The sequence below is a fragment of the Paludibacterium paludis genome, assembly GCF_018802605.1.
Taxonomy (GTDB): domain Bacteria; phylum Pseudomonadota; class Gammaproteobacteria; order Burkholderiales; family Chromobacteriaceae; genus Paludibacterium; species Paludibacterium paludis.
In genome coordinates this window covers 2,608,988-2,630,711 of sequence record NZ_CP069161.1, presented here as the reverse complement: position 1 = coordinate 2,630,711, position 21,724 = coordinate 2,608,988, and the positions used below count along the sequence as shown (strand labels likewise).

Sequence of the window (21,724 nt, the reverse complement as noted above, 5' to 3'; positions counted from 1 at the left end):
TGCTTGATTATCGAGCCGGGATGAGGGCGAGGGACGACACACCTTTTCATGATCTGGCAAGGGGGCGGGCGGAAAGGGTGTCAGATCAGGGCCAGGTCTTGCAGGCGCGTGGTCAGGGCATCGAATCCCTCCACATGGTGCGCCGCGATGCCGAGGCTCCGGGCCGTGTCGACATTCGCCCGCGAATCGTCGAAAAACAGCGTCTCGTCCGGCATCGCGCCGCAGATGTCAAGAGACCGGATAAAGGCTTCCCGGTCGGGTTTGACGACGCCGAGAAGATGTGAGGACAGGGCAAGATCAAAGTGCTCGGCGAATCCGCCGAAGCGCGTCCAGTGCACCGCGTTGGAGTTGCTCAGGCAGGCCACCCGGTAGCGCTGGCGGAGTGTGGCGAGCAATCTTTCTGCACCGGGGAAAAATCCCTTCGGCCATGCGGCGAACTCTTCCAGAAACGCATCGGGAGCAAGACTCAGCTTCCATTCCGCGATGAAATGCCCGGCGAACTCGCGAGGTTGGCAGTGCCCGCTTTCGAAGCGCCGAAACGCGTCGGAATTCAGGCAGCGCTCCTTCAGCTCAGTGGCCGGACGAGGCGCGGGCAGCAAGGCGTTGAGCCGTTCGAACATGACATTTTCGATCAGGACGCCGCCCAGGTCGAACAGCAGCAGAGTCGGTGCCATCGCAAAACCCTCGCCTTGTTGGGATCACGATAAATGGGGGGCAGGCGGGGAAAGCGGGCGGGCTCGCCCGCGGGGCACGGGATTTTGCCGGACTATTCCCGCTCTTCGGCTGCCGCCACGGAGAATGTCGAGATCACGAAGGTTCCCATGCTCCTCACCGGCTCGGGAGACGGAAGCGGGGTTCGCCGTCCGGCGCTCAGGCGAAGCACGCGCGCTGACGGAATGCGGGCCGCGACAGTGCGGTTGCGGCGGGTTCCGCCATTCACGCCAAAACAGCCGCTGCGCAGGAGGTAAAACGCTGAAGACATGATGCTTGCGACTCCGGTATCGGGTTGCGGGACCGTTGTCAGGCGCGATGCGCTGTGGTGGAGCCCGGACTTTTACTTCTAGTCCATGGCCCGGGGTTATGCAATGACGCCGTTGACACGGCCTCTTCCCAAAGGCGGAAGACCGGGAGTCCTTTGCTTTTTTGTCTCCCCCACAAGGCGATCAATCGCTTGACGCAAGATGGGGAGGTGTTGGCGGACAGTTTCCCATGGTACGGCCCGACGCGTCGCAACGGTATCCGCGCGGAGGCCGGTGCGCATTGGAGCGGCGCTTCGGAAGGCGGCGTGCTGGTCGAGGCAGCCGCGTGCCGCCGTGTTCGCAGGGGATCGCCTGGCCTGGTCGGGCGCGCAGGTCTGGTTACGAATCTGCTGCGGAAAAATACCGTTCTTCCTGACGGACCGGCCGGTTCTCTGTAGCGGTCGCGTCCCGGTAAAGCGCATCGTGTGGGGCGAGTGGCGGCTCGCCGTGTTTTGACAACGGCAATTCAAACAGTTAATTCAAATGTAATTGACTTTGATATATGTCAAAATCATATGCATGTGGTGATTTAGGATACTACCCAACGCCAGACGATCAGGCGGCTTCAAGGTGTTTCTGTTGCTTCCGTTTTGCCCCGCCGGGGTGGTTCGATGGCGTGATCTGTCTTGCCTGTTTCCATGTTTTCAATTCATTGGACCCTGCATCCGGCAACGAAGTGTGCCGCACCGGGCCTCCGCGATGGACAGTCATGCCGTTCGCCCATCTGGCAATAACAGAAATCTTTCCGGGAGGTGGCGGATCGGCCAATGCGCCGGGGCGGGCGCCGGCGGATGCGGAGAATGACGATTCACAGGAGTGCACGGGATGTCTGAGCGTTACGATGCGGTGATCATTGGCGCGGGGCTGGGCGGTCTGGCGGCGGGCAGTTTGCTCGCCCGCCGCGGCAAGAAAATCCTGGTTCTGGAGCGTCAGGCCAAACCAGGAGGCTATGCGACCAGTTTTTCCCGCGGCGCGTTCACCTTCGACGTCGCGTTACGCGCTCTTAACGGCGCAAAGCCGGGCACATTATCGTACCGGTGCCTGCAGGAGTGCGGTGTCGCGGATCGCGTGGAGTTGATCCCCCTCGCCTCGGTGTACCGGCTGGTGACCGACGATGGGGAAATGCTGGTGGAGCCTGGCGATCTGACGGGGTATCGGCGCAAGCTGGCGAAGCGTTTTCCGGGGGAGGCGGCCAATATCGGCCGGCTTCTTGACGAGGCGGGAAACATGTTTCGGGACATGAGCCGCTATATGGCCACGCCGTTGCCCCACACGCTCAAGCTCGCCATGATGCCGCTGCTTTTTCCGCGGTTGGCGCGCTACGAACACATGACCGTGCATGAGTTCTTTTCCCTGTTCACCGCCAACGAACGGCTCAAGGAAGCGCTCAGTGCCCAGTGGCTGTGCTATGGCTTGCCATCCCGGCGTCTGGCGTTCTCGTATTTCTCTTATCCCTTTTACGATTTTCTCGCGCATGGCGGCTATTCGGTCAAGGGCGGAGCGCAGGCACTGTCCGACGCGCTGGTCGATGTGATTCGCGAACATGGCGGGCGGGTCGAGTTGTCATCGGGCGCCACGCGCATCCATGTGGACAGGCAAGGTGTGGTCGGCGTTTCCGCTCGCCGGCTCGGGCGCATCGCCACATCCCGCGTCATCAGCAACATCAGTCCGGAAGCGATTGTCGGGATGATCGGCGAAGAGGTGTTCCCCGCCTCTTTCCTGACCCGGTTGAGAAACATGCGGCCTGCCATGTCGGGTTTTCAGGTGTATCTCGGTCTGGACTGCCCGCTCGGGACTTTGGGTATCGAACCGGACGAATGCAGCCATTATTTTGCTTACGATCTGGATTCCCAGTCCCAATACAAAAAGATGCTGGCGGGCGATGCGGGCGATGACCGGGTGGGGTGGAGCCTGAATTTTTTCTCGAATGTCGACCCGGGGCTGGTGCCCCACGGAAAATCCTCGGTGGGTCTGTTCACGATGGTGCCCGGCAAAGACTGGCTCGGCCTGCCCCCCGATGTCTACCGGCAAAAGAAGGCCGAACTGGTTCGCCTTCTTATCGCGAAGGCCGAGTCCCGGGTGCCCGGGCTTTCCGCGCACATCGAACTGATCGAGGCCGGAACCCCGCAGACCATGGCAAACTATACCCGCAACGAGCAGGGCAGCATCAACGGGTTCGAACAGTCCGTTCAGCAGGCCGGGATACGCAAACGCTTTCCGATGCGCTATCCGCTCAACGGATTGTACCAGGTGGGAGCCTGGACTTTTCCCGGGGGAGGGGGCATGGGCGCCATGCTGTCGGCCAGGGAGCTGGTCAATCAGTGTTTCCCGGCGCGCCGCCTGTTACCGGCCTGGTTGTCGCCGCGCACTGGCAGTGCGCATCGGGAAGGCGGATTCCCTTTGGGCAGTCCCAAGTGACAACGGGGCTTCCCGCGCGGCTGTCTCGGAGCCGGCCGCGGTCCGGTCGGTTCGCCGTGGGGGACGCGCGAGGAAAAGGACAACTGTCTTGACAGATGCGGCTGATTTCTATTTAATTCTTAATAATAGATCAATATTTGATGACGTTAGCTTAAATGGACCGATCCGGTCCATTCCGCTCCACGCATAACCGGCCGAGCGAAAAAGGCATGATGGCGCAGCCTTTTCCCGTCCCGGCATCCCGGGTGTCCTCATCCTTTCCATGCGTCTTGCCGGCGCCTCCGTCCGGCGATTCGTCGCCGACCGTCACTCCAGAGCATTGACTATCGCAGCGCCTTGGCTTTATCCGGACAGCACGCAGAGGCTGCCGGTCTGCAACTCATATCAACAGGAAAAACCATGTCCATTACTCGCCGAGACTTTCTCAACGGTTTCGCGCTGACGGTGGCCGCCGGGTTGACGCCGCTGGAGATCCTCCGCGCCGCGCCCCGGCAGGTCGGCGCCAGCTATTACCCTCCGGGGCTGACAGGATTGCGCGGCAATCACGACGGTTCGTTCGAATCCGCCCACAAGCTGGGGCGGGCTCATCACGCGTACGCGCTGGATGCGGTGAAGGTCGAAGAAAGCTACGACCTTGTCGTGGTCGGCGGCGGCATCAGCGGCCTGTCCGCGGCGTATTTCTACCGCAAGAAACATCCCGGCGCCCGCATCCTCATTCTGGATAATCACGACGATTTCGGCGGGCACGCCAAGCGCAATGAATTCGATGTGGGAGGGAAGACGATTCTCGGCTATGGCGGCACCGAATCACTGCAATCGCCCAAGCATGTGTTCAGTCCGGTGGCCATGAAGTTGATGAAGGAGCTCACCGTCGATATCGATACGCTGGCGAAGCATTTTGACCGCAATTTCTACCCCGACATGAAGCTGTCGCGCGGGGTGTTCTTCGACAGGGAGAACTTCGGCACGGACAAGCTGGTGACGGGCGACCCCTACCTGCAGGTGGCCGATGACATCGATCCCAAGCGCCTCAATGCGCGACCGGTCCGCGATTTCATCAATGATTTTCCGTTATCGCGCAAGGATCGCGATGCGCTGATCGATCTGCACACCTCGACGCGCGATTATCTGGGGGACATGCCCCGCGCCAAGCGCGAAGCGTATCTGGCCAAGATCAGCTACAGCACGTATCTGACACGCCATGTCGGGCTAAGCGCCCAGGCCGTGCGCTTCTTCCAGGCGCGCAGCAATGACTTCCAGGCGGTGGGCATCGACGGTTTGCCGGCCCTGGATGCGCGCAACCTCGATTTGCCGGGTTTTCACGGCGTGGCGGGACTGGGCAAGATCAGCGCCGAAGCGGAGGCCGAGCTGCGCGATCCTTATATCTACCATTTCCCCGACGGTAACGCCTCCATCGCCCGCTTGCTGGTGCGCAAAATGATCCCCCGGGTCGCGCCGGGCAAGGACATGAACGACATCGTCATGGCCCGTTTCGATTACTCCAGGCTGGATGTCGCCGGCTCTCCGGTGCGCCTGAGACTGAACAGCACGGTGGTGCGCGTGGACAACCCCCATGGCAAGGTGGATGTCGGCTACCTGGACAAGGCCGGCCGGTTGCACCGCGTTCAGGCGCGACATACGGTCATGGCCTGCTACAACATGATGATTCCGCACATGATGCCGAGCTTGCCCGAGGATCAAAAGCACGCCCTGGCACAGAATGTGAAATGTCCGCTGGTGTACACCAAGGTGGCCATGAAGAACTGGCGCAGCTTCGCGAAACTCGGCGTGCACGAACTCTATTGCCCGTCCATGCCCTATAGCCGGATCAAGCTCGATTACCCGGTGGATCTTGGCGGCTACCGTCATCCGCGAGACCCTGCCGAGCCGATGTGCCTGCACATGGTGTATGTGCCGACGGTGGCGGGCTCCGGCCTTGATGTGCGCACCCAGGCGCGCATGGGCCGCGCCAAGTTGCTGGCCATGCCGTTCGCGCAAATGGAATCCATGGTGCGCGACCAGCTGCAGCGCATTCTCGGACCGGCCGGTTTCGATCACAAGCGCGATATCGCCGGTATCACCGTCAACCGCTGGTCGCATGGCTACTCCTATTTCTTCAACTCCCTGTTCGACGACGAAGCGGAGAGTCAGCGCATCATTCATGCCGCCCGCCGCCCGGTTGGCAATGTGACGATCGCCAATTCCGACTCCGACTGGAATCCGTACACGCACGCCGCCATCGATCAGGCATGGCGCGCCGTCAATGAACTGGGCTAAGAGGAACCGCGAATGACTTCCCTGAAAACCCTGGGCCTTCTGGCCCTGTCGTTGCTCGCCGGCTCCGCCTTGGCCGGCGTCGATACCGGCAGCATTAGCCGCGGCGCCTACCTTGCCCGCGTGTCCGACTGTATCGCCTGCCATAGCGCTCCTGGCGGCAAACCCAACGCCGGAGGCTTGCCGATGGACACACCCGTCGGCAAGGTGTATTCCACGAATATCACGCCGGACAAGGAAACCGGTATCGGCAACTACACGTACGACGAATTCGCTCGCGCGCTGCGTGAAGGGGTGGCCCGCGAGGGTCACTCCTTGTATCCGGCCATGCCGTATACCTCGTTCGCGCGTATTAACGATGCCGACATGAAAGATCTGTATGCGTATTTCATGGGCGGGGTCGAGCCCGTTCGGCAGTCCAATCGCGCTAGCGATATCCCCTGGCCCTTGTCGATGCGCTGGCCGCTGACGGTATGGCGCTGGCTGTTCCATGACGCCAGCCCTTATCAGCCGGTTGCGTCGCGCGGCGCGCAGTGGAACCGTGGTGCCTATCTGGTGCAGGGCATGGCGCATTGCGGCACTTGCCATACGCCGCGCGGTTTTGCCTTCCAGGAAGTCGCCCTGTCGGAACGCCAGCCGGGATATCTGACCGGCGCGCGGCTGGCCGGCTGGTTCGCCGGCAATCTGACGGCCGACCCGCGCGAAGGCCTGGGCAACTGGTCGCCCGGGGATCTGACCGATTACTTGCGCGAAGGTCGCAACCGTTATACCGCGGCGTTCGGACCGATGGCCGAGGTGGTGCACTACAGTTCCCAGTACATTGAGGATGCCGATCTGAAGGCGATCGCGGCCTATATCAAGAGCCTGCCGTCATCGGGAGCGGCCAGGGTCGAGTCGGTCAAAACGGGGGCGGCGCTCTATGCCGAGAATTGCGCGACGTGCCACCAGGCCGCCGGGCAGGGGCATGAGCGTGTCGTTCCTTCTCTGGCCGGCAGTTCCGCCGTCATGGCGCGCGATCCCTCCTCGCTGATCCGTGTTGTCCTGGAGGGCGGCGTCAATGCGCGCACGCGGCATCTGGCTTGGGAGTACAGCATGCCGGGCTATGCCCACCAATTGTCCGACCGGGATGTGGCCGAGGTTCTGAGCTACCTGCGACAAAGCTGGGGCAATGCGGCCGGCGCCGTGTCTGCGCAAGAGGTGGGGGAGATTCGCTCTTCATTGCCCGCCATCCGGCACTGAGCCAGATCAAATCAGCGAAACATGACATTGGGTAGACTGAATGCGTAGACCTGCCCGCGCCGGGCCGGTCGTTGGCAAGGAGTCCGGCATGTTTCCCGAATACCGCGATCTGATCTCGCGCTTGAAGACCGAGGATGCGCACTTTAACCGGCTGTTCGAGCGCCATAACGAGCTGGACCAGCGTATCAAGAACATGGAAGCGCGCATCGAGCCCGCTTCGATGGAGGAGATCGAAGTCCTGAAAAAAGAGAAGCTGAAACTCAAGGACGAGTTGTACGCCGTCCTCAAGGCCGTCGCCTGACGCGCGGCACCGCGGATCCGCCGGCAGGCGGGTCCGCGTGTTCTTTTCATCCTTTGGCCAGCTCGTCCAGGATGGCTTGCGGGTCTTGCGTGACGGCGAGCACGCCGCGGATCCGGTTGTAGACCACGCTGGCTTCCGCCGGGTATTTGGCCAGCGGCGTGACCGCATGATGACGCCAGCCGGCGGCCGCCAGAACCTGAAGCCGGAATTGCGAGGCTTCCGCTCCGCCACCCGCCAGTTGCAGCAAGGCGGTGTCGATCAGTATGTGCGGATAGGGATCCCTCGACAGGGTGATGAAATGCTGCGGCAGGACTTCGTCGAACTGCATGGCGGTGTCTCCGGAATGGGTTCTTCATGCTGTTATTCACAGTAGTATAATGTGCGAACCCTGTCTGCCTGCCTCTCGGCGGCCGACAGAAAAAAAGCCACCCGGAGGACACGGGTGGCTCAAGGCTCGTCGCCTGGAGAAAATCAGGGGGCCATGCCGTCCAGGGTCTCTTCGCGCCCCTTGACCGTGCCCAGCGGGCTTTGTGTGCGCCAGAGCGGTGTCTCTCCCGGCCCCGGTTGCGCTGATTGGCCAAATGTCTCCCAAGTCTTGCCGCCGTCCCGCGAGAATTGCACCGCGATTCCCGGCAATTCCGTGCGGGCTTCCCAGCCCGCCGCCGTGGATTTCACGCCAGGCTGGGACAGACGCGGACGCACGCCGGCCTTTTCCAGTTTGGGCAGTTCGCGCCATCCTGCCACGGCGGCGAAGTCCTGCCAGTCACGATTCAGCGCGGCCCGGTCAACCCAGTTCGTTTCGCCCAGTTTGAAGCGTCGGCCCTTCTGGTAGTCGAGCTCCCAGGACGGACGGTGCCAGGCTCGTTCGGCCAGCGCGAGCATACGCGGATAGCTCATGTACTCGAGGCGCTGGTCGGTACGCATGACTTCGCTCCATGCCAGTCCTTCCATGCCGGCGAAGGGTGCGGGCTCCTCGCTCGAGAGCGATTCGAAGGCGTTGCCATCGCGGTCGGGCATGATTTCGGCGTTTTGCGGCAGGTTGCCGGGCGCCAGCGAGAACACTTTATAGGTGCTGGTATCGCGAGCGCCCCAGTAGTAACCCGGCTCCCGGGGGTTGGCTTCCTGCGGGAAATCGAAGTACAGATAATCCGGCAGGGCGAGCACCACCTGGTAGCCCTTGCCCGCCCAGTGATAGGCTTCCTTGTCGCCGCCCCAGAACAGCGGATCCCAGTAGTTCACCAGCACCGATGGCGTGGCGAAGGCTTTCGGGCCCGAGGCCAGTTTCAACCCATCCTGCCAGGCGGCAAAACCGCTGGCACCGGCTTGCCTCGCCAGTTCGCTCACGGTTTGCGCGTAGATCAGCGGCAGCTCGTCCACCGATTTGAGCTTGCCCTGGGCTATCAGCGACTGGCAGACCGGCGACCTTGCCCACGGGCGATCCTGAGCGGCCTTGTCGATGCGGCCCTTGCCGGGGTCGGTGCCGTTCAGATCCTGATAACCGCCCCCCAACAGAATGTTCTTGGCTTCGTCTCCGCCGAAGTTCCATACCTCAAGAGGCTGGCCGGCCTCTTTATGCATGGCCGCGATCTCGCGGATGACTTTCTCGGCGAAGCGCCGGGCTCCGGGCATGCAAGGATTGATGAAGCTGCGGCGATCGTAAAATTGCACCGAGAGGGCGCGGGTCGTGTCGGCCGGGTCGAGCAGCCGGTATTCGTTGGCGGCGCGCAGGTGCCCGGCTTTCGCCAGACGCTGGTAGCGGGCTTCCATCGATACGACGGCGGCGCGGGCATGCGCGGGCATGTCGACTTCCGGAATCACCAGAATATGACGGGCCGCGGCATAACGCACCAGGTCGATGTAGTCCTTGCGTGTGAGCACCCCTCCGCCGGAACGGTTGTCAGGGCCCGAAGCGAGTTGCGGCAAGAGACAGCGCGTTTCGGTCAGGTCATGGCAGCGCCTGGCTCCGACGCGGGTGAGTTCCGGCAGTCCCGGAATTTCCAGGCGCCAGCCTTCATCGTTCGACAAGTGCAGATGCAGGCGGTTGAGCTTGTAGGCGGCCATCTGGTCGAGCATCCTGCGCAGCACGGCCGGCGAGTGGTTGTTGCGCGCCACATCCACCATGTAGCCTCGGTAGGGATAGCGCGGGGCGTCCTCGACCTTCATGTGCGCGACCTTGCCGCCGTTGAGCGGCAAGAGGGCGAGCAGGCTTTGCACCCCGTGAAAAACTCCTTCCGCATCGTATCCGTCGATTCGGATGCCGCGGGCATCGATGGTCAGACGATAGCCGCCCGTTACCGCGATGTCGGCCGGCAGATCCTTCGCGATGCGGCCTGTCACGACTTGCGGATGCTTGTCGGCGGCAAGTCCGAGGACTCCGATGCGGGCCTTGAGCGCGGCGATGTTTTCCGGAGCCAGGCCGGGCAGGTCAAGCGCCAGGCTTTTTATGTCTCTGCTTCCCTCGGCCACATCTTGCCTGAGCGGGGCGGGTATGAAGCGGTGGGCCACCGCCGATGCGGGCCGGGCATCGCCCCTGTCCGCCAGAAGGTCGAACCGGCTCGCCGGCGTGGCCAGCCGATTGTGATCGCCGGCCGAGCGCTTCCAGTTATCCCCGGTGATCGGGGCGATCACGTCTTTGGGGTTTTCCGAATCGGAGCGTCGCAGCACTTCCGGTTTTTGTCCCGGCACCACCACATACTGGCGGGGGAGAGCGTCGCTTTCCAGAATGTGCCAGTATTCGCCGATGACCGGCAGGGCGAGGCGTTCGCCGGGAGCAAGACCGGCAAAACCCGGCGCCGGTTTCAGTTCATAAAGGTCGCCGGTGAGATGGCGCAGCGTGAAGCCCGGGTGGTCGATTTTCAGCAGGCGCCGGATGCTGTGCAGATACAACGACCAGCCATCGCCGGCGACAGGCGTTTTCCCTACATTGCTCAGCGTGAATTCGGCCTTGTAGCAGGTCGCCCAGTCCGCGCCGAGCGATGCGCAATCGGTGCCGTGGCTTCCCGCCTGGTTGTCGGTGATGCCGATGCGGAATGCGAGATTGGCCGCGAGATCCTTCGCATTGACGGTGGCTTCGGCCGTGCCAAGGGACAGCCAGCCCAGCGTCAGTAATGCGATGTTCAGAGTAGTGCGTTTCATGTCATCCACTCCTTCTTGGTTTCAAAGGTTGCGACTGTACGACACGATGACTTTCAGATCGTTTCGGTCCTGTTTGCGGCCGAAACCGTGCGTGCGCAGTCTTGCCGGATAAAGGCCGACGCTCAGGCCTTTGAGCATGCCTCCCCCTACGCTGTAACTGAGGTTGGCGTCGATCTCGTCGGCATGCGTGGTGGAGCCGTCGAGTTTTTTCAGGTTGGTGCCGGAGTTGCCGCTCAGGCCCGCGCTAAAGCCGTTCCAGCCGGCGAGCTTGCCAAGATCGACATTCACGCCGAGCTTGACCACGCGGGTTCCATCCCAGACAAAGTCGTCCAGCTGGCCCCAGGTCTGGATGAAATTGCGGTTGTCGCTGTTGCCCCAGGCCGTCATCCGGAAGTTCATTTCCCCGGAGTCCGGTGCATGGGTCTGACCGTAGCCCGCGAACCAGGTGAAGGCCTGGCGCGTGTAAGTCGCCCCGAGGCTGCCGTGCCATTCGTTCCTGGGGTTGGCGATACCGCTCTTCTTGGTGACGTAGCGGCCTTGCAGGTAGTACCCGGTCAGGTTCAGGTCGGCGCCATCGAGTTTCCAGGTATAGGAGGCGGCGACCTGCGCATTGCGCCGGTAGTCCTTGCCTTCACCCACGCCCCCGTCAATGAAGCCGTTCTGGCCAAGGGCATAGCGCGCGCCCAGGCTGTGCACGTAATCGATTTTGGGTGCCGCTCCCGCGAAGCCTCCGCGGTTCTGGTGCCACAAGGTTGTCATCGCCCGGTAGCGGTTGTCCCACTCGTTGTGGAAGCGGTCGGCCCAGCCATACCCCACCTCGAGGTCGCCGAACTGGTACTTGCCTTCGACACCCCGATAGGCGTGGGAATGCAGGCCGCCGGAGGTGCCCATGGTACCGATGCTCACCGGGGTATAGCCAATGCGCATGCGCAAGCCGTGTTTGTCGTCCCCGGTACGGATTTTGACGGCGGCCTGGCCGATGGCGGCGGTACTGTGCTCCTTGTCGTTGCGCAGGTCGTGATACAGCACTTCCGACCAGCCGCGGCTCGCGCCGAAACGCAGGTTGCTGTTCGCGGTGACGTCCAGCCCGACCACGCCGCCGGCGAAGCCGGATTTCCAGTCCACGCCGAGTCCCAGGGCGTTGACGATGATCTCATTGTCGTTGTCCGAGGTGGTGCGGTGTCTGGAATACCAGGTGGCGCGCACCGTGGTGCCGGCCTTGCTGAAGAACGGCATCTGTTCGTACGGGTCTTCGACAAACGGGGCGGATTTTGAGGGCGGGAGCGGATCATCGGCCAAAGCCATGACGGGGTAGGCCAACGCAAGTGCGGCGGCCAGCGGCCAGAGTTTCATACATATCTCCTCGGAGGTTGTGAACCCTAATGTCATTTTTATACGGCTTGCTTAGGCTAATACTCGCCGATTGGTATGTAAATGGTATTGTTCTGGTCTGTAAGTGGTATTGCTGTAAAGGGCGTGTAAAGTGTTGTAAAGACGGGAGTGGGTCAATATTCCTGTCGTGAATGCTGCAGTGCGCCTGAATCAGCCATAAAGCCCGGGGCAGGAAGGAGGGAAGAAAACTTGTTTGGAACCGGACCGCATTGACGGCTTCTGAAATTGAAAATTATAATTAATAAAAATTAATTTTTTGTTCATGAATTTGCAAAAATATTATGCTACCGCGCTGATGCTGCTGATTGGCGCCTTGCCTTTCCTGTTTGTTCCGGTCTCTTCTCTGGCCGGGTCTTCCGGACTCGTCGAAACCAACCTGAAGATATTTCTCTTCGGAGTGTTAAGCTGTTTCATGCTGGCTCTCGCTTGGCGTAAACGGTACGGCAAGTTCCTCGTGTTGCCGGTCATTGTCGTCATGACGTTGTGCACCACGCTCAGCGTAGCGTGCCGTGCGCTGTATGGTGGCGAGGCGAATCTCTTCGCTGTCGATAGTGTTCTTAGCTCCAATCTTTCTGAGGCCTGGGAAATGATGTCGAGCCATCTCTGGATTGTGGTTCTGGGGATCGGTTTGCTCGTTGGGCACTGCGTCAGTATTGCGATAATGGCCAATGTGTTGCCGGTGAAGTGGTTGAGGCGGGGAGGCATTTCGTTTCTTTTGCTGCTGGCGGTTCAACACGGGTGGTATCTGCGTCATAATGGACGCGAGCACTACCCGATCGCCGTGTTGACCTTGACGAAAACCCCGCTGTTTAATGTCGGCCATGTTTTGCGGTTGGTGCAAGACCGGAAGGAAATCGGTGACGCCGTTCCTCCACCGGTCCACTTCGACGCGGGCCATGACACTTCATCGATCGATACCTTCGTTATCGTGTTGGGCGAGTCGGCGCGCAGAAAGCAACTGGCCCTTTATGGCTACGGGCGCGATACCAGTCCCCGAGTTCAGGCCGATGCGCAACGCATGATCATTTTCGATAAGGCTCATTCCGCGGCCCCTGTCACCACCATCGCCGTGCCCTTGAGTTTGTCCAGGGTCGTAGATAAAAAAGGAAGCCCGGATAATATTCTGAGAATCGCCAATATGGCCGGCTTTGGCACGTATTGGCTGAGCCGCCAGGACAAATATGGTGTCTATGACAATAAAGTGACGGCCCTTGCCCGTTTTGCCCGGGAAAAGACCTGGATCGGTCAAGGTAACGACGAAGCCTTGCTGCCCCACCTGCGACAAGCGCTGGCAAAACCCGGAAAGAAGCTGATCGTGCTGCATCTGACCGGAAGTCATGTGGACGCGTGCAAGCGTTATCCGCAGCAAGCGGCATATTTTCAAGACGGTGCGGATATCAATTTGAATTGTTATGACAATTCAGTTAGATACACCGATATGGTGTTGGGTTCGATTTTCGATGTCCTCAGAACCCGAAATGCCTCGCTGATGTATTTTTCCGATCACGGGCAGGAATGGGAAGCGTTGCCCGACTCCCGCTTCTATCATGGGGCCGTCTCACCGAGCAAGGAGGCCTACGAAGTGCCCATGTTCATCTGGTACAGCCCGGTGGTCAGCGCGTCCGAACGCCGTACCGGCAGATTTCACCCCAACTATTCAACTGCATTCAACTACTACCTGATCCGGCACTGGATGGGAATCGCCGATCCCCGTGATCGTTGCCTGTCGGTGCTCGAGCCATGTTTCAAAGGGGCGGACCCAGATTGGGTTCTCGACGGAAATAATCAGCCCTTGCAATTCGATCAACTGCCCGCCTCCAAGCGAATCGTCAATCCCGTGATCCGGACAGCCATGGCGCGATCCGCTCCGCGATGAGCGCCGCTCCCTTCAAGCTCGGGTGATCGCGGTCAAAATAAAGCACGCCGATATCCTTGCGATAAAGCAGGCATCGGCCCCGAGCGCAGAACACCTGTTCCGGTTCGAGCAGCACGATGCCGGGGATGGCGCGCAATGCGGCGGTTATAGGGCGGCTCTGCGACCGGTATGCCTCCAGCGTCTGGCCAAGGCGCTCCGGGTCATGGTGTCGAGCCAATTCCATGCCGGCGGCGGAGGGAGGCGAGAAAGGGTAGAGCGGAATCTGCCCGATAACGATAACGGTTTTGCCGTGTAAGCGCAGGGTTGCCGCAGAACGTGCGAGTCCTGCCGCGAGTTCTGACAGACCGAACGACTCGTAACGCAAGTAGTTGGCGGTCAGTATCACTGTCGTTATTGACGGATCCCCGCTCAACGCGGCAAGCGTCGCCTCGTTATGGCTGCGGCACTGATCGTTGCCTTTGCGCGGGTATCCGGCGGCAGGCGGGCAGGCGGAAGCCGAAATCTGCCTTGCCGAGCGGCGCAGCGGTGAAAGGCGTTCTCCGAGCGCAACGGCCAGTTCGGAAGCATGGCTGTCGCCCCAGACGGCGACATCGGGCCGCGCTTGCGCATCGCCGAAACGGCAGGTGCCGGCATAGGCGATTTGCAAGGCATGTTCGGCATGACAGCGGCTGCGCAGCGGATTGATATCGCCATTCGCGGCGAAAAGAGCCCGGGCATCGGATGGAAAACGCTCAGGAATCCCGTGCCAAGCGAGGGTTATTGCCGCGATCGCGGCGATGAGCGTGGCGGCCTGCGCGCAAACGTTGCCTGTCTTTATAGTCGGCAGTCGGCGCATCGGCTTTTCCACGGTATGCCAGGATAGCGCGGAGGCCATCAGGATGATGGCCAGCACGATCGCCGAGTCAACGAATTCCGGCTCACCCCCATTGGCCGTACGCGCCAGCGCGAGAATCGGCCAGTGCCACAGATACAGGGAATACGACATATCCCCGAGCACCCGCAACGGCGTCTTGCCGAGCCATTGATGAATCCGAGAGGGAGTTTCCGAACCGCTTTGCAGCATCAGTGCCGTGGCGACGCAGACGGGCAGGGCGGTGAGTCCGGGAAAGACCATGCCGGACTTGAGAAATGCCAGCATGACAATAATGCAGGTCAGCGCGACGGGAGCGACCCATCTTCGGTGGCGTATCGTGAATCCGGCGGGGGATAGCGCCGTCAACGCGCCGGTCAGCCATTCGAACATTCGGCTCGTGGGCAGGTAGAACGCTTCGGCCGGATGCGTGACGGCAAGCCACTGGGAGAGCGCCAGAGAGGCGACAGCCAATGCCGTGAGTACCGGAACCAGGGTATGCGGCGCATTGCGCCACAGGGTGCGGATGAGCCAGGGGAAGGCGAGATAGCACTGCGCTTCGATGGCCAGCGACCAGGTGTGCAGCAAGGGCTTCCATTCCGCCGCCGAACTGAAATAACTTTCCAGACGCAGGAAGTCGATGTTGGACAGCAGCAGGATCGTGGCCAGGGTAGTTTCGCCAAGCTCTTCGAGCTCTTGCGGCGGAAGAACGACGAGGCCGGCCGCCAGCGTGACGGCCATCATCAGGCACAGCGCCGGGGCAAGACGCCGGACGCGCGACAGATAGAATGCGGTGAGCGAAAACCGTTCCGCCCGCAGATCGGCCAGAATCCGGGTCGTGATCAGATAGCCCGATATCACGAAGAACACGTCGACGCCGACGAAACCTCCGGGAAGCGTGTTTTTGTCCATGTGGAACAGCAGCACGGCGACAATCGCCAGAGCACGCAGGCCCTGGATGTCGTCGCGAAACACCGGGGCATTCATGAACCGGCTCCGCGCAAGGGGTCAATCCTGGCCTGTGGTCAATCCTCCATCGATGCTCAGCCGGCCAACACGTCCGCGGATATCCAGGGGCAGGCAATCCGGGGATGCTGTGCGGATGCCGCCTTCCACGGTCAGGGTGAAGACGGCCGCATCCTGCCCGATGGCAATCCCGTGCGAAGGCTGCGGGGCTTCCGTTTGCTCTTCGCCATTGCCTCCCCGCGTGGAAAGCCCCCGGCGCAGAACGAAATGCCCGAGATGGCCTTCGATCCGAACCCCGTCCGACCCAGTCCCCTGCGTGCACACGTGATCGAGAGTGGCGAAGGTCATGGTGCCGGTGTGCAACACCCCCCCGGAAAACGCACCGCGCGTCTCCAGCGGGGCCCTCACTTCAAGCTCGCGCCATTTTCCGTGGTTGCTCAGCGCCGGTGCGTGCGAACCTTCGGTGATCAGCGTACCGGAAAGCCGGGCTGTTCCGATGTCTCCCCAGTTGCCGGCGGCAAGGCAGCGCTCGCCGGTCGATTCAATGCGTCCGTCGGCGCGCCATTGCCCGATGCTGGCGCCGGCCGCCACAAGAAGCGCGCCGCCAGTGCTCCGGGCGTCCGGCTCGTTATGGCAGAATAGCTCGCCGGTGCCAAGCTGGCTTAACTTCACGCCACCACCCTCTCCGCCGAGGAGTATGCCAGAAGCAAGGACCGGTCTGGCCTCGCTGCCGATTTTGATGTCCGCGAGGCTGCCCCTCCACCGGCCATCCTCCCGGCCGTTCCACAGCGTCAATGCCGCGGCCCGAACCGGCTCCCCGTCCAGGGTTCCCGGCGCAACGGCGTCCCGGGTATCCGCCTGGACGATCGTCAGTCCGTCTATGGCGACAAAACCATCGCCGGGGACCCGCGAGAGCAGTTCCACCCGTCCGCAAACCGTCACGTTGCCAATGGTCAATTGCCCGGGCTGACGATCCGGGATGTTGAAAATGGCGCGCTTGCCCGGACCTGTCATCAGAACGATATCGCGCAAGGTGTTGTCGCTGCTCAGCTCGATGCCGTCCTGATCCGCCTCGAAGTGGAGCGCGATGCCCTCGCCTTCTGAACGCAGGGTCTGTCCGGGCGAAAGACACAATGATTTCACGCCTTCCAGCGGCACTGTGACGATGATCTCATCGACCGAGCTGTCTTTGACCACGGCTTGCAGACCGGCGGCGCTGGTGACAATTACGCTGGTGATGCTCATTGCGTACTCCCTGAATGCATTCCCGCCATTTTCAGTGAAGCGGAGCCGTCAAGCCATGCCCGTACGGATAAATCGGGAGGACAGCATGATGTGTCGTAGCGAAATGGCGACAGCCACAAAAAAATGCCGGAGAAACAATGGCAGGCCGGTACGTAGTTTGCCGGAGTCTCCGGTTCGGGACACGGCAAGGTACAAGTCTTCAATGTGGCGGCAAACGATATCGCCCGGGTACGCAGTTTCTCGATCTCCGGCGTGGCGAGCGATGCTTTCGTGTTCGTCAATATCCTGGGTGACAATGTCGACCTGAGCGGTAATTACGACGCCTTCAAGGCGTTCACCGCCAACAACAGCACCCGCGTGCTGTTCAATCTGCCGGGCGCGGCGAATTTGAGCCTGCAAAACCTGTGGCTGGATGCCGCCGTGCTTGCCCCCAATGCCACGATCAGTCATTCGTCGGGGCATATCAACGGTCCGCTGCATGACCTCCCCCTTGTCGTTCAGCAGATTGACGGAAACTTCCTGGTAGAGGCTGGCTTCAACTTCACCATGCCATCATGAAGACGCTCACCGCCATCTTGCCGGACAGCTTCCGGCTGCGACTCACTCTTCGTCTTTGGCGGGTTGTTTCTGTTGACAGCACTGCTGGACGAAGGGCTTGGTTCATGTTGGCACCGGGCAACACGGTTTTTCAAGGACGGACGCGGTCGCGTGGTGGCCGGTTCTCGGTGGGAAAACCGGGAGACGGGGCTAGTCGCCGATCAGGCGCAATTGCCCGGACAAGCCCGATCGGATCGCTTCCAGCCTCTCCCGCCGTTCGTTAGCCGGGATCCGCAGCGTGAAAACGGCGTGAGCCGAATCATAGCTAACCGGCCCGGGCTCGATGCCCGCCTCCTCGCACAGATGGCGTAGCCGCGCTTCGCGGCTGAAAGGAATGGCGACGGCCACATTCTCGAACTCGATGCATTCGACAAACCGGGCGTCCTTGAGCGCTTCGTTGACGGCCTGGGTATAGGCCCGCACCAACCCTCCGGCCCCCAGCTTCACCCCCCCGAAATAGCGCACGACAATCGCCAGAACGTTACCGATCTGCTTGTGCTGCAAAACGTTGTACATTGGTCTTGCGGCGGTGCCGGACGGTTCGCCGTCATCGTTGAGCATGGAGTCGCCCGGTGTCAGCAATACGGCACAGTAGTGCCGCGCATCGGGCCAGTCGCTGCGCGCCCCGGCCAGAAGGCGCATGGCTTCGTCGCGGGAACCGACGGGGTAGAGGAGGGCGATGAAACGACTCTTGCGGATTTCGATTTCCGCGCGAACCGGGGCGACCAGTTGTTGCATGGGGGAGAACGGAATTGATGGTTCGCCATGGTAACCCGGCCGGCCCGCGTGTGTCATGGCCCGGCTTGCGTTACCATCGGGATATGACTGCCAAACTCTACCAATTCGTCTTGCCGTCCCTCTCGGGGGGCGAGCTTCGTCTGGCCGACCATGCCGGCAAGGTCATGTTGCTTGTCAATACCGCCAGCGCATGTGGATTCACGCCCCAGTTGTCCGCGCTGGAAGCCTTGTATCGCCGCTTTCATTCGCAGGGATTCGTGGTGATCGGTTTTCCATGCAACCAGTTCGGCGGGCAGGATCCCGGAACGGAAGCCGAGATCGGCACATTCTGCCGCGTGAACCATGGTGTGACGTTTCCTCTGTCGGCCAAGATCGATGTGAACGGATCCGGGGCGGCCGAATTATGGCGTTACCTCAAGCGCGAGGCCCCCGGCGTGCTGGGCAGCCGCGCGATCAAATGGAATTTCACCAAGTTTCTTGTCGACCGGGAGGGGCGTGTGCATGCGCGCTACGCCCCCGCCACGCATCCGGACCGCCTGATGCCGGCCATCGAGCGGCTGCTGTCCGAATGAGTTCGCGCCATCCGGATCCCGCGCGGATCATCCGAAAACGTATTGTCCGTACAGTTGCCAGAAATTGATGCCGGGGTTCGGTCGCTTGATACCGGCGTTGGACAGGTGCTGGAAACGAATGCCGATGCGGTACTGCTGGCGGTTTCCCGCCTGAAGCCCCGCGCCGATCATGTCGGCGAACTGAAATGCGCTCGAAAGGGTATGGGTGTCGGAAAGACGAACGTGCGACAGCAGACGCACGCCCACACCGGCCTCGGCGTATGGCCGGATGTCGCCGTAACGGCGCGTCAGGCGCAGTACCGGCGTCACACCGATTTCGGTGATGCCGCTTTTCGTCGTGTCATTGGGCCGCCAGCGGGCCAGGTGCCCTTCTACCGCCATGGAAAACACCGCCGAGTCCATTTTTCCCCAGCCGAGTCCCGGCTCCCACACCGCGGCAATGCCCGCCTGTTTCATCCTCGCGGCGGGCTTGTCGGTCACGCCCAGCGCGCCGTGGATACCCCATCGGCTCTCCTCGGCCATGGCCGTGGCCGGCAGCGCCAAAGCGATCGCCAGCAGGATGAGGGCTCGGGAGCGGCTGGCGGACTCCGTAACGCCATGGAAAGAGCGCTGGCGCTCCGGGAAAACACGGGTAAAGCGATGGGGCGGGGCATGGTTCATTTTCAAATCCTGTGCGCTCTTTAGGCTCTTTCAGATAAAGGCTTTATTGGACAGGATTTGTTTAAAATCTTTCTAATATCTGATGTAGGATTAAACGGATTGTTCAAGAAGGGGCGGCGAGCCGCAGGCGCAGTTATTGTCGGTGATCCGGAGAGTCGACCGGTGTCACCCTTTCAGGCAGTCCGGACACAGACAGCCCGTGGCGGCCGAGTCCAGGGGACGGGGAGGCAGGGACGCGCACCAGCATGCCTGAGTGCCGTGGCCGCCACAGGTAAAGGGTGCGCCGCAGCGGGGGCAGGCGACGGTCGCGGCGGCGGGCCATGCCGTGTCCGGCAGGCCAAGGCGCCGGCGCACGGCAAGGCGCTCGCCGGCGTTCATGGCCGACCAGCGGGCGATCTCATCGATCGTGCGCCCGCAGCCTTCGCAGGTCTTGCCCGAAGGGTCGAGCCGGCATGTTTGCCGGCAAGGGGAGGGAATCTCCCCCGCGTCGTTGTCGTTCATGATGCGTCAAGATTCGTGTCCACCGGCTGGCGGTAGGCAAGATAAGCGGGTATCAGGCCTGCCAGTATACCGGCCAGCGCCGCCAGCGCAACATTGAGCGCTTCGTGCCAGGAGAGCCCGATCAACAGGTGCAGACCGGTGTTTTTGCCCAGCCAGGCGGCGAGGGCGGTGGCGCCGGCCAATCCCAACACCAGTCCCAGTACCGCTCCTGACACGACGATGGCTGTCACTTCGGTCCAGATCAGGCCCAGCACATAGGCGCGCGGAGCGCCCAGCGCCCGTACCACGGCCAGCGCCTGCCTGCGCGAGGCAAGCGATGCGACAATGGCGAGCAGGGCGGCCAGCAGTACCATGCCTTCAATGCCCGAGGCGGCAAAGGTCAGCAGGGTCCGGACATCGCCCAGCGTGCCATAGAGACCGGTCAGGATCTCCGCGGGAAAGACGGCGGTATCCGTCGGTGACTTCAGGGCCTGGCGCAGGCGGTAGGCGTCGCCGATCGAATGCGGCCGCACCACGATGGCCGGAAGGGGGTGCGCGGTTCCGCGCGTCCAGGGCGGACCGATCCGCATCGCGGTGTCGGGCGTCGCGGGTGATACATCCTTGTCATCCCTGGATCCTGTGCCGCTTTCGTGCTCATGACCAAGATGGTGCACCGCCCAGACCGCCTCCACCGGAACCGTCACCGCATTGTCCCAGGGGGTGCCGGTCGGTGCGAGTCTGCCGACCACCCGGTAACTCAGCTCGGTATGCTCGTGCGCCTCGAGAAGGTTCTCCTCGGGCGTGCCATGCAAGGGGCGAATGCGCCCGCCCATGGCGATGGGAACGGCACTGCCGATGACGGCTTCGTCGATGCGGACGAAAGGCCGGCCCGAGGCAAGAGGGCCGAAGCCGACGACGAATTGGGCCGATGTGCCGATGATCGGGTGTGAACCGGCATAATCGCCGAACGCCAGTGGCGCCGCCATGGCCACCCCCGGTGCGGACTGGATCTTCAGCAGTGTGTCGGCCGGCATGAGATCGAGCGCGGCAGGCTGCAGGTAAACGCCGGTGAGTACCAGCTGGGTGGTGCTGCCGCGGGCTCCGACCAGGATGGGAAAGCGGTCGGCGGCGCGCGCGCTCGACTGCCTGAGGCCGCGTTCCAGGCAACCGATGGTGACGCCCAGCGCCATGGCCGTGGCCAGCAGCACGATCAGCGCGCCCACGGAAAGACGGTTGCGCCACAGTTGCGCAAAAGCCAGAGAAAACGGATTCATGGGATCAGTCGCCCTCCCGAAAGCGACAGGCGCCGCGTCATGAGCGAGGCGAGCAGGGGATCGTGGGTGGCCGCGATCAGGGTGCTGCCGTTGTCGCGGCACAGGCGCGCCAGAAGGTTCATGGCCTTGGCGGCATGAACCTGATCGAGGCTGGCCGTGGGTTCGTCCGCCAGCACGACGGGCGGACGGAACAGCAGCGCGCGCGCCATCGCCACACGCTGCATCTGCCCGCGCGACAGGCTGTCGGCGCGCTGGCCGGCGCGGACGCCGACCTCTTCAAGCAACATCAGGGCATGCTCGCGCAAGGCGCTTTTGTCCGGGCAGCGGCCGAAGGTTGTCGGCAACATGACGTTGTCCAGGGCGCTCAATCCGCCGAACAAATGAAACTGCTGAAAAACCAGGCCGACATTGCGCCAGCGCCACCGGTCCGTGCGGCTTTCCGTCCAGCCTTCGAGCGGTTCGCCGAACCACGATACCGTTCCGGCATCGGCGCGCGTGATGCCGCAAAGCACATGGAGCAGGGTGGTTTTTCCGCATCCGGACGGTCCGAGCAGTGCGACATGCTCCCCTTGCCCGAGCGTCAACTCGTCGATGTCCAGAACGGTGAGGCGTTGACCGTCGTCTTGCGGGTAGGCGAGTTTCAGTCCCGCGATGCGAAGGGCGGACGCGACGGAGGGGATGTCCATGG

19 protein-coding genes are annotated in these 21,724 nt (G+C 62.0%); 7 read left to right on the top strand and 12 right to left on the bottom strand.

Annotation, left to right across the window (positions count from 1 at the left end):
- Nucleotides 1–80 precede the first annotated feature (80 nt).
- Together JNO50_RS11935 and JNO50_RS11930 are read right to left on the bottom strand one after the other, a co-directional pair.
- On the bottom strand, nt 81–674 hold the full coding sequence (locus tag JNO50_RS11935) for an HAD family hydrolase (RefSeq protein ID WP_189534099.1): 594 nt from the start codon (nt 672–674) through the stop codon (nt 81–83).
- A 92-nt stretch (nt 675–766) separates the two neighbouring features.
- Nucleotides 767–982 (bottom strand): hypothetical protein, encoded by a 216-nt coding sequence (locus tag JNO50_RS11930; RefSeq protein ID WP_189534101.1) that lies wholly within the window; start codon nt 980–982, stop codon nt 767–769.
- A gap of 862 nt (nt 983–1,844) precedes the next feature.
- On the opposite strand from JNO50_RS11930, the gene JNO50_RS11925 reads away from it, so the two are divergent.
- The 4 genes from JNO50_RS11925 to JNO50_RS11910 all read left to right on the top strand — a co-directional run bounded on the left by JNO50_RS11925 (nt 1,845) and on the right by JNO50_RS11910 (nt 7,251).
- Nucleotides 1,845–3,437 carry a phytoene desaturase family protein gene (locus JNO50_RS11925; protein ID WP_189534103.1) on the top strand — a complete coding sequence of 531 codons (1,593 nt, stop codon included), beginning with the start codon at nt 1,845–1,847 and terminating at the stop codon, nt 3,435–3,437.
- Nucleotides 3,438–3,836: 399 nt separating this feature from the next.
- The gene (locus JNO50_RS11920; protein WP_189534105.1) at nt 3,837–5,714 is read left to right on the top strand and encodes an NAD(P)/FAD-dependent oxidoreductase; all 1,878 of its coding nucleotides are present in this window, start codon (nt 3,837–3,839) and stop codon (nt 5,712–5,714) included.
- A 12-nt stretch (nt 5,715–5,726) separates the two neighbouring features.
- Nucleotides 5,727–6,950: a c-type cytochrome gene (locus JNO50_RS11915; protein WP_189534106.1), complete on the top strand. Its 1,224-nt coding sequence runs from the start codon at nt 5,727–5,729 to the stop codon at nt 6,948–6,950.
- 88 nt (nt 6,951–7,038) lie between these two features.
- Nucleotides 7,039–7,251: an HP1242/YdcH family protein gene (locus tag JNO50_RS11910; RefSeq protein ID WP_189534186.1), complete on the top strand. Its 213-nt coding sequence runs from the start codon at nt 7,039–7,041 to the stop codon at nt 7,249–7,251.
- A 46-nt stretch (nt 7,252–7,297) separates the two neighbouring features.
- Here JNO50_RS11910 and JNO50_RS11905 read toward each other — a convergent pair whose 3' ends face one another.
- From JNO50_RS11905 to JNO50_RS11895, 3 genes are all read right to left on the bottom strand, one after another.
- Nucleotides 7,298–7,579, bottom strand: coding sequence for a hypothetical protein (locus JNO50_RS11905; RefSeq protein ID WP_189534107.1), 282 nt, complete (start codon nt 7,577–7,579; stop codon nt 7,298–7,300).
- 143 nt (nt 7,580–7,722) lie between these two features.
- The gene (locus JNO50_RS11900; protein WP_189534108.1) at nt 7,723–10,386 is read right to left on the bottom strand and encodes a family 20 glycosylhydrolase; all 2,664 of its coding nucleotides are present in this window, start codon (nt 10,384–10,386) and stop codon (nt 7,723–7,725) included.
- Nucleotides 10,387–10,407: 21 nt separating this feature from the next.
- Nucleotides 10,408–11,739, bottom strand: a complete 1,332-nt coding sequence (locus tag JNO50_RS11895; RefSeq protein ID WP_189534109.1) for an OprD family outer membrane porin — start codon at nt 11,737–11,739, stop codon at nt 10,408–10,410.
- Nucleotides 11,740–12,040: 301 nt separating this feature from the next.
- On the opposite strand from JNO50_RS11895, the gene JNO50_RS11890 reads away from it, so the two are divergent.
- A complete protein-coding gene (locus JNO50_RS11890; protein ID WP_189534110.1) occupies nt 12,041–13,654 on the top strand; it encodes a phosphoethanolamine transferase in 1,614 nt (537 codons plus the stop codon).
- On the opposite strand, the gene JNO50_RS11885 is transcribed toward JNO50_RS11890, so the two are convergent.
- The gene (locus JNO50_RS11885) at nt 13,608–15,491 is read right to left on the bottom strand and encodes an acyltransferase family protein (protein WP_189534111.1); all 1,884 of its coding nucleotides are present in this window, start codon (nt 15,489–15,491) and stop codon (nt 13,608–13,610) included. The genes JNO50_RS11890 and JNO50_RS11885 overlap by 47 nt on opposite strands.
- A gap of 21 nt (nt 15,492–15,512) precedes the next feature.
- Nucleotides 15,513–16,715, bottom strand: a complete 1,203-nt coding sequence (locus JNO50_RS11880; RefSeq protein ID WP_189534112.1) for a hypothetical protein — start codon at nt 16,713–16,715, stop codon at nt 15,513–15,515.
- Nucleotides 16,716–16,919: 204 nt separating this feature from the next.
- Between JNO50_RS11880 and JNO50_RS11875 the strand changes: the two genes are divergently transcribed.
- The gene (locus tag JNO50_RS11875) at nt 16,920–17,273 is read left to right on the top strand and encodes a choice-of-anchor A family protein (protein WP_189534113.1); all 354 of its coding nucleotides are present in this window, start codon (nt 16,920–16,922) and stop codon (nt 17,271–17,273) included.
- A gap of 189 nt (nt 17,274–17,462) precedes the next feature.
- Here the strand turns inward: JNO50_RS11875 and JNO50_RS11870 are convergent, their stop codons facing one another.
- Nucleotides 17,463–18,050: an IMPACT family protein gene (locus JNO50_RS11870; protein WP_189534187.1), complete on the bottom strand. Its 588-nt coding sequence runs from the start codon at nt 18,048–18,050 to the stop codon at nt 17,463–17,465.
- 83 nt (nt 18,051–18,133) lie between these two features.
- On the opposite strand from JNO50_RS11870, the gene JNO50_RS11865 reads away from it, so the two are divergent.
- The gene (locus JNO50_RS11865; protein WP_189534114.1) at nt 18,134–18,622 is read left to right on the top strand and encodes a glutathione peroxidase; all 489 of its coding nucleotides are present in this window, start codon (nt 18,134–18,136) and stop codon (nt 18,620–18,622) included.
- A 27-nt stretch (nt 18,623–18,649) separates the two neighbouring features.
- Here the strand turns inward: JNO50_RS11865 and JNO50_RS11860 are convergent, their stop codons facing one another.
- From JNO50_RS11860 to JNO50_RS11845, 4 genes are all read right to left on the bottom strand, one after another.
- A complete protein-coding gene (locus JNO50_RS11860) occupies nt 18,650–19,282 on the bottom strand; it encodes an acyloxyacyl hydrolase (RefSeq protein ID WP_189534115.1) in 633 nt (210 codons plus the stop codon).
- 165 nt (nt 19,283–19,447) lie between these two features.
- A complete protein-coding gene (locus JNO50_RS11855; protein ID WP_189534116.1) occupies nt 19,448–19,783 on the bottom strand; it encodes a cysteine-rich CWC family protein in 336 nt (111 codons plus the stop codon).
- Nucleotides 19,780–21,036, bottom strand: coding sequence for an FtsX-like permease family protein (locus tag JNO50_RS11850; RefSeq protein ID WP_189534117.1), 1,257 nt, complete (start codon nt 21,034–21,036; stop codon nt 19,780–19,782). Before JNO50_RS11850 ends, JNO50_RS11855 begins: the two co-directional genes overlap by 4 nt.
- Nucleotides 21,033–21,722, bottom strand: a complete 690-nt coding sequence (locus JNO50_RS11845; protein ID WP_189534118.1) for an ABC transporter ATP-binding protein — start codon at nt 21,720–21,722, stop codon at nt 21,033–21,035. The genes JNO50_RS11850 and JNO50_RS11845 overlap by 4 nt, the downstream gene beginning before the upstream one ends.
- Nucleotides 21,723–21,724: the final 2 nt, after the last annotated feature.

Excerpts from the sequence above, each read along its gene's own strand:
- JNO50_RS11905 (WP_189534107.1), bottom strand. The coding sequence starts at position 7,579 with ATGCAGTTCGACGAAGTCCTGCCGCAGCATTTCATCACCCTGTCGAGG.
- JNO50_RS11845 (WP_189534118.1), bottom strand. The coding sequence starts at position 21,722 with ATGGACATCCCCTCCGTCGCGTCCGCCCTTCGCATCGCGGGACTGAAA.
- JNO50_RS11930 (WP_189534101.1), bottom strand. The coding sequence starts at position 982 with ATGTCTTCAGCGTTTTACCTCCTGCGCAGCGGCTGTTTTGGCGTGAAT.
- JNO50_RS11855 (WP_189534116.1), bottom strand. The coding sequence starts at position 19,783 with ATGAACGACAACGACGCGGGGGAGATTCCCTCCCCTTGCCGGCAAACA.
- JNO50_RS11935 (WP_189534099.1), bottom strand. The coding sequence starts at position 674 with ATGGCACCGACTCTGCTGCTGTTCGACCTGGGCGGCGTCCTGATCGAA.
- JNO50_RS11915 (WP_189534106.1), top strand. The coding sequence starts at position 5,727 with ATGACTTCCCTGAAAACCCTGGGCCTTCTGGCCCTGTCGTTGCTCGCC.
- JNO50_RS11910 (WP_189534186.1), top strand. The coding sequence starts at position 7,039 with ATGTTTCCCGAATACCGCGATCTGATCTCGCGCTTGAAGACCGAGGAT.
- JNO50_RS11880 (WP_189534112.1), bottom strand. The coding sequence starts at position 16,715 with ATGAGCATCACCAGCGTAATTGTCACCAGCGCCGCCGGTCTGCAAGCC.
- JNO50_RS11895 (WP_189534109.1), bottom strand. The coding sequence starts at position 11,739 with ATGAAACTCTGGCCGCTGGCCGCCGCACTTGCGTTGGCCTACCCCGTC.
- JNO50_RS11865 (WP_189534114.1), top strand. The coding sequence starts at position 18,134 with ATGACTGCCAAACTCTACCAATTCGTCTTGCCGTCCCTCTCGGGGGGC.
- JNO50_RS11925 (WP_189534103.1), top strand. The coding sequence starts at position 1,845 with ATGTCTGAGCGTTACGATGCGGTGATCATTGGCGCGGGGCTGGGCGGT.
- JNO50_RS11890 (WP_189534110.1), top strand. The coding sequence starts at position 12,041 with ATGAATTTGCAAAAATATTATGCTACCGCGCTGATGCTGCTGATTGGC.
- JNO50_RS11860 (WP_189534115.1), bottom strand. The coding sequence starts at position 19,282 with ATGAACCATGCCCCGCCCCATCGCTTTACCCGTGTTTTCCCGGAGCGC.
- JNO50_RS11850 (WP_189534117.1), bottom strand. The coding sequence starts at position 21,036 with ATGAATCCGTTTTCTCTGGCTTTTGCGCAACTGTGGCGCAACCGTCTT.
- JNO50_RS11870 (WP_189534187.1), bottom strand. The coding sequence starts at position 18,050 with ATGCAACAACTGGTCGCCCCGGTTCGCGCGGAAATCGAAATCCGCAAG.
- JNO50_RS11885 (WP_189534111.1), bottom strand. The coding sequence starts at position 15,491 with ATGAATGCCCCGGTGTTTCGCGACGACATCCAGGGCCTGCGTGCTCTG.
- JNO50_RS11920 (WP_189534105.1), top strand. The coding sequence starts at position 3,837 with ATGTCCATTACTCGCCGAGACTTTCTCAACGGTTTCGCGCTGACGGTG.
- JNO50_RS11900 (WP_189534108.1), bottom strand. The coding sequence starts at position 10,386 with ATGAAACGCACTACTCTGAACATCGCATTACTGACGCTGGGCTGGCTG.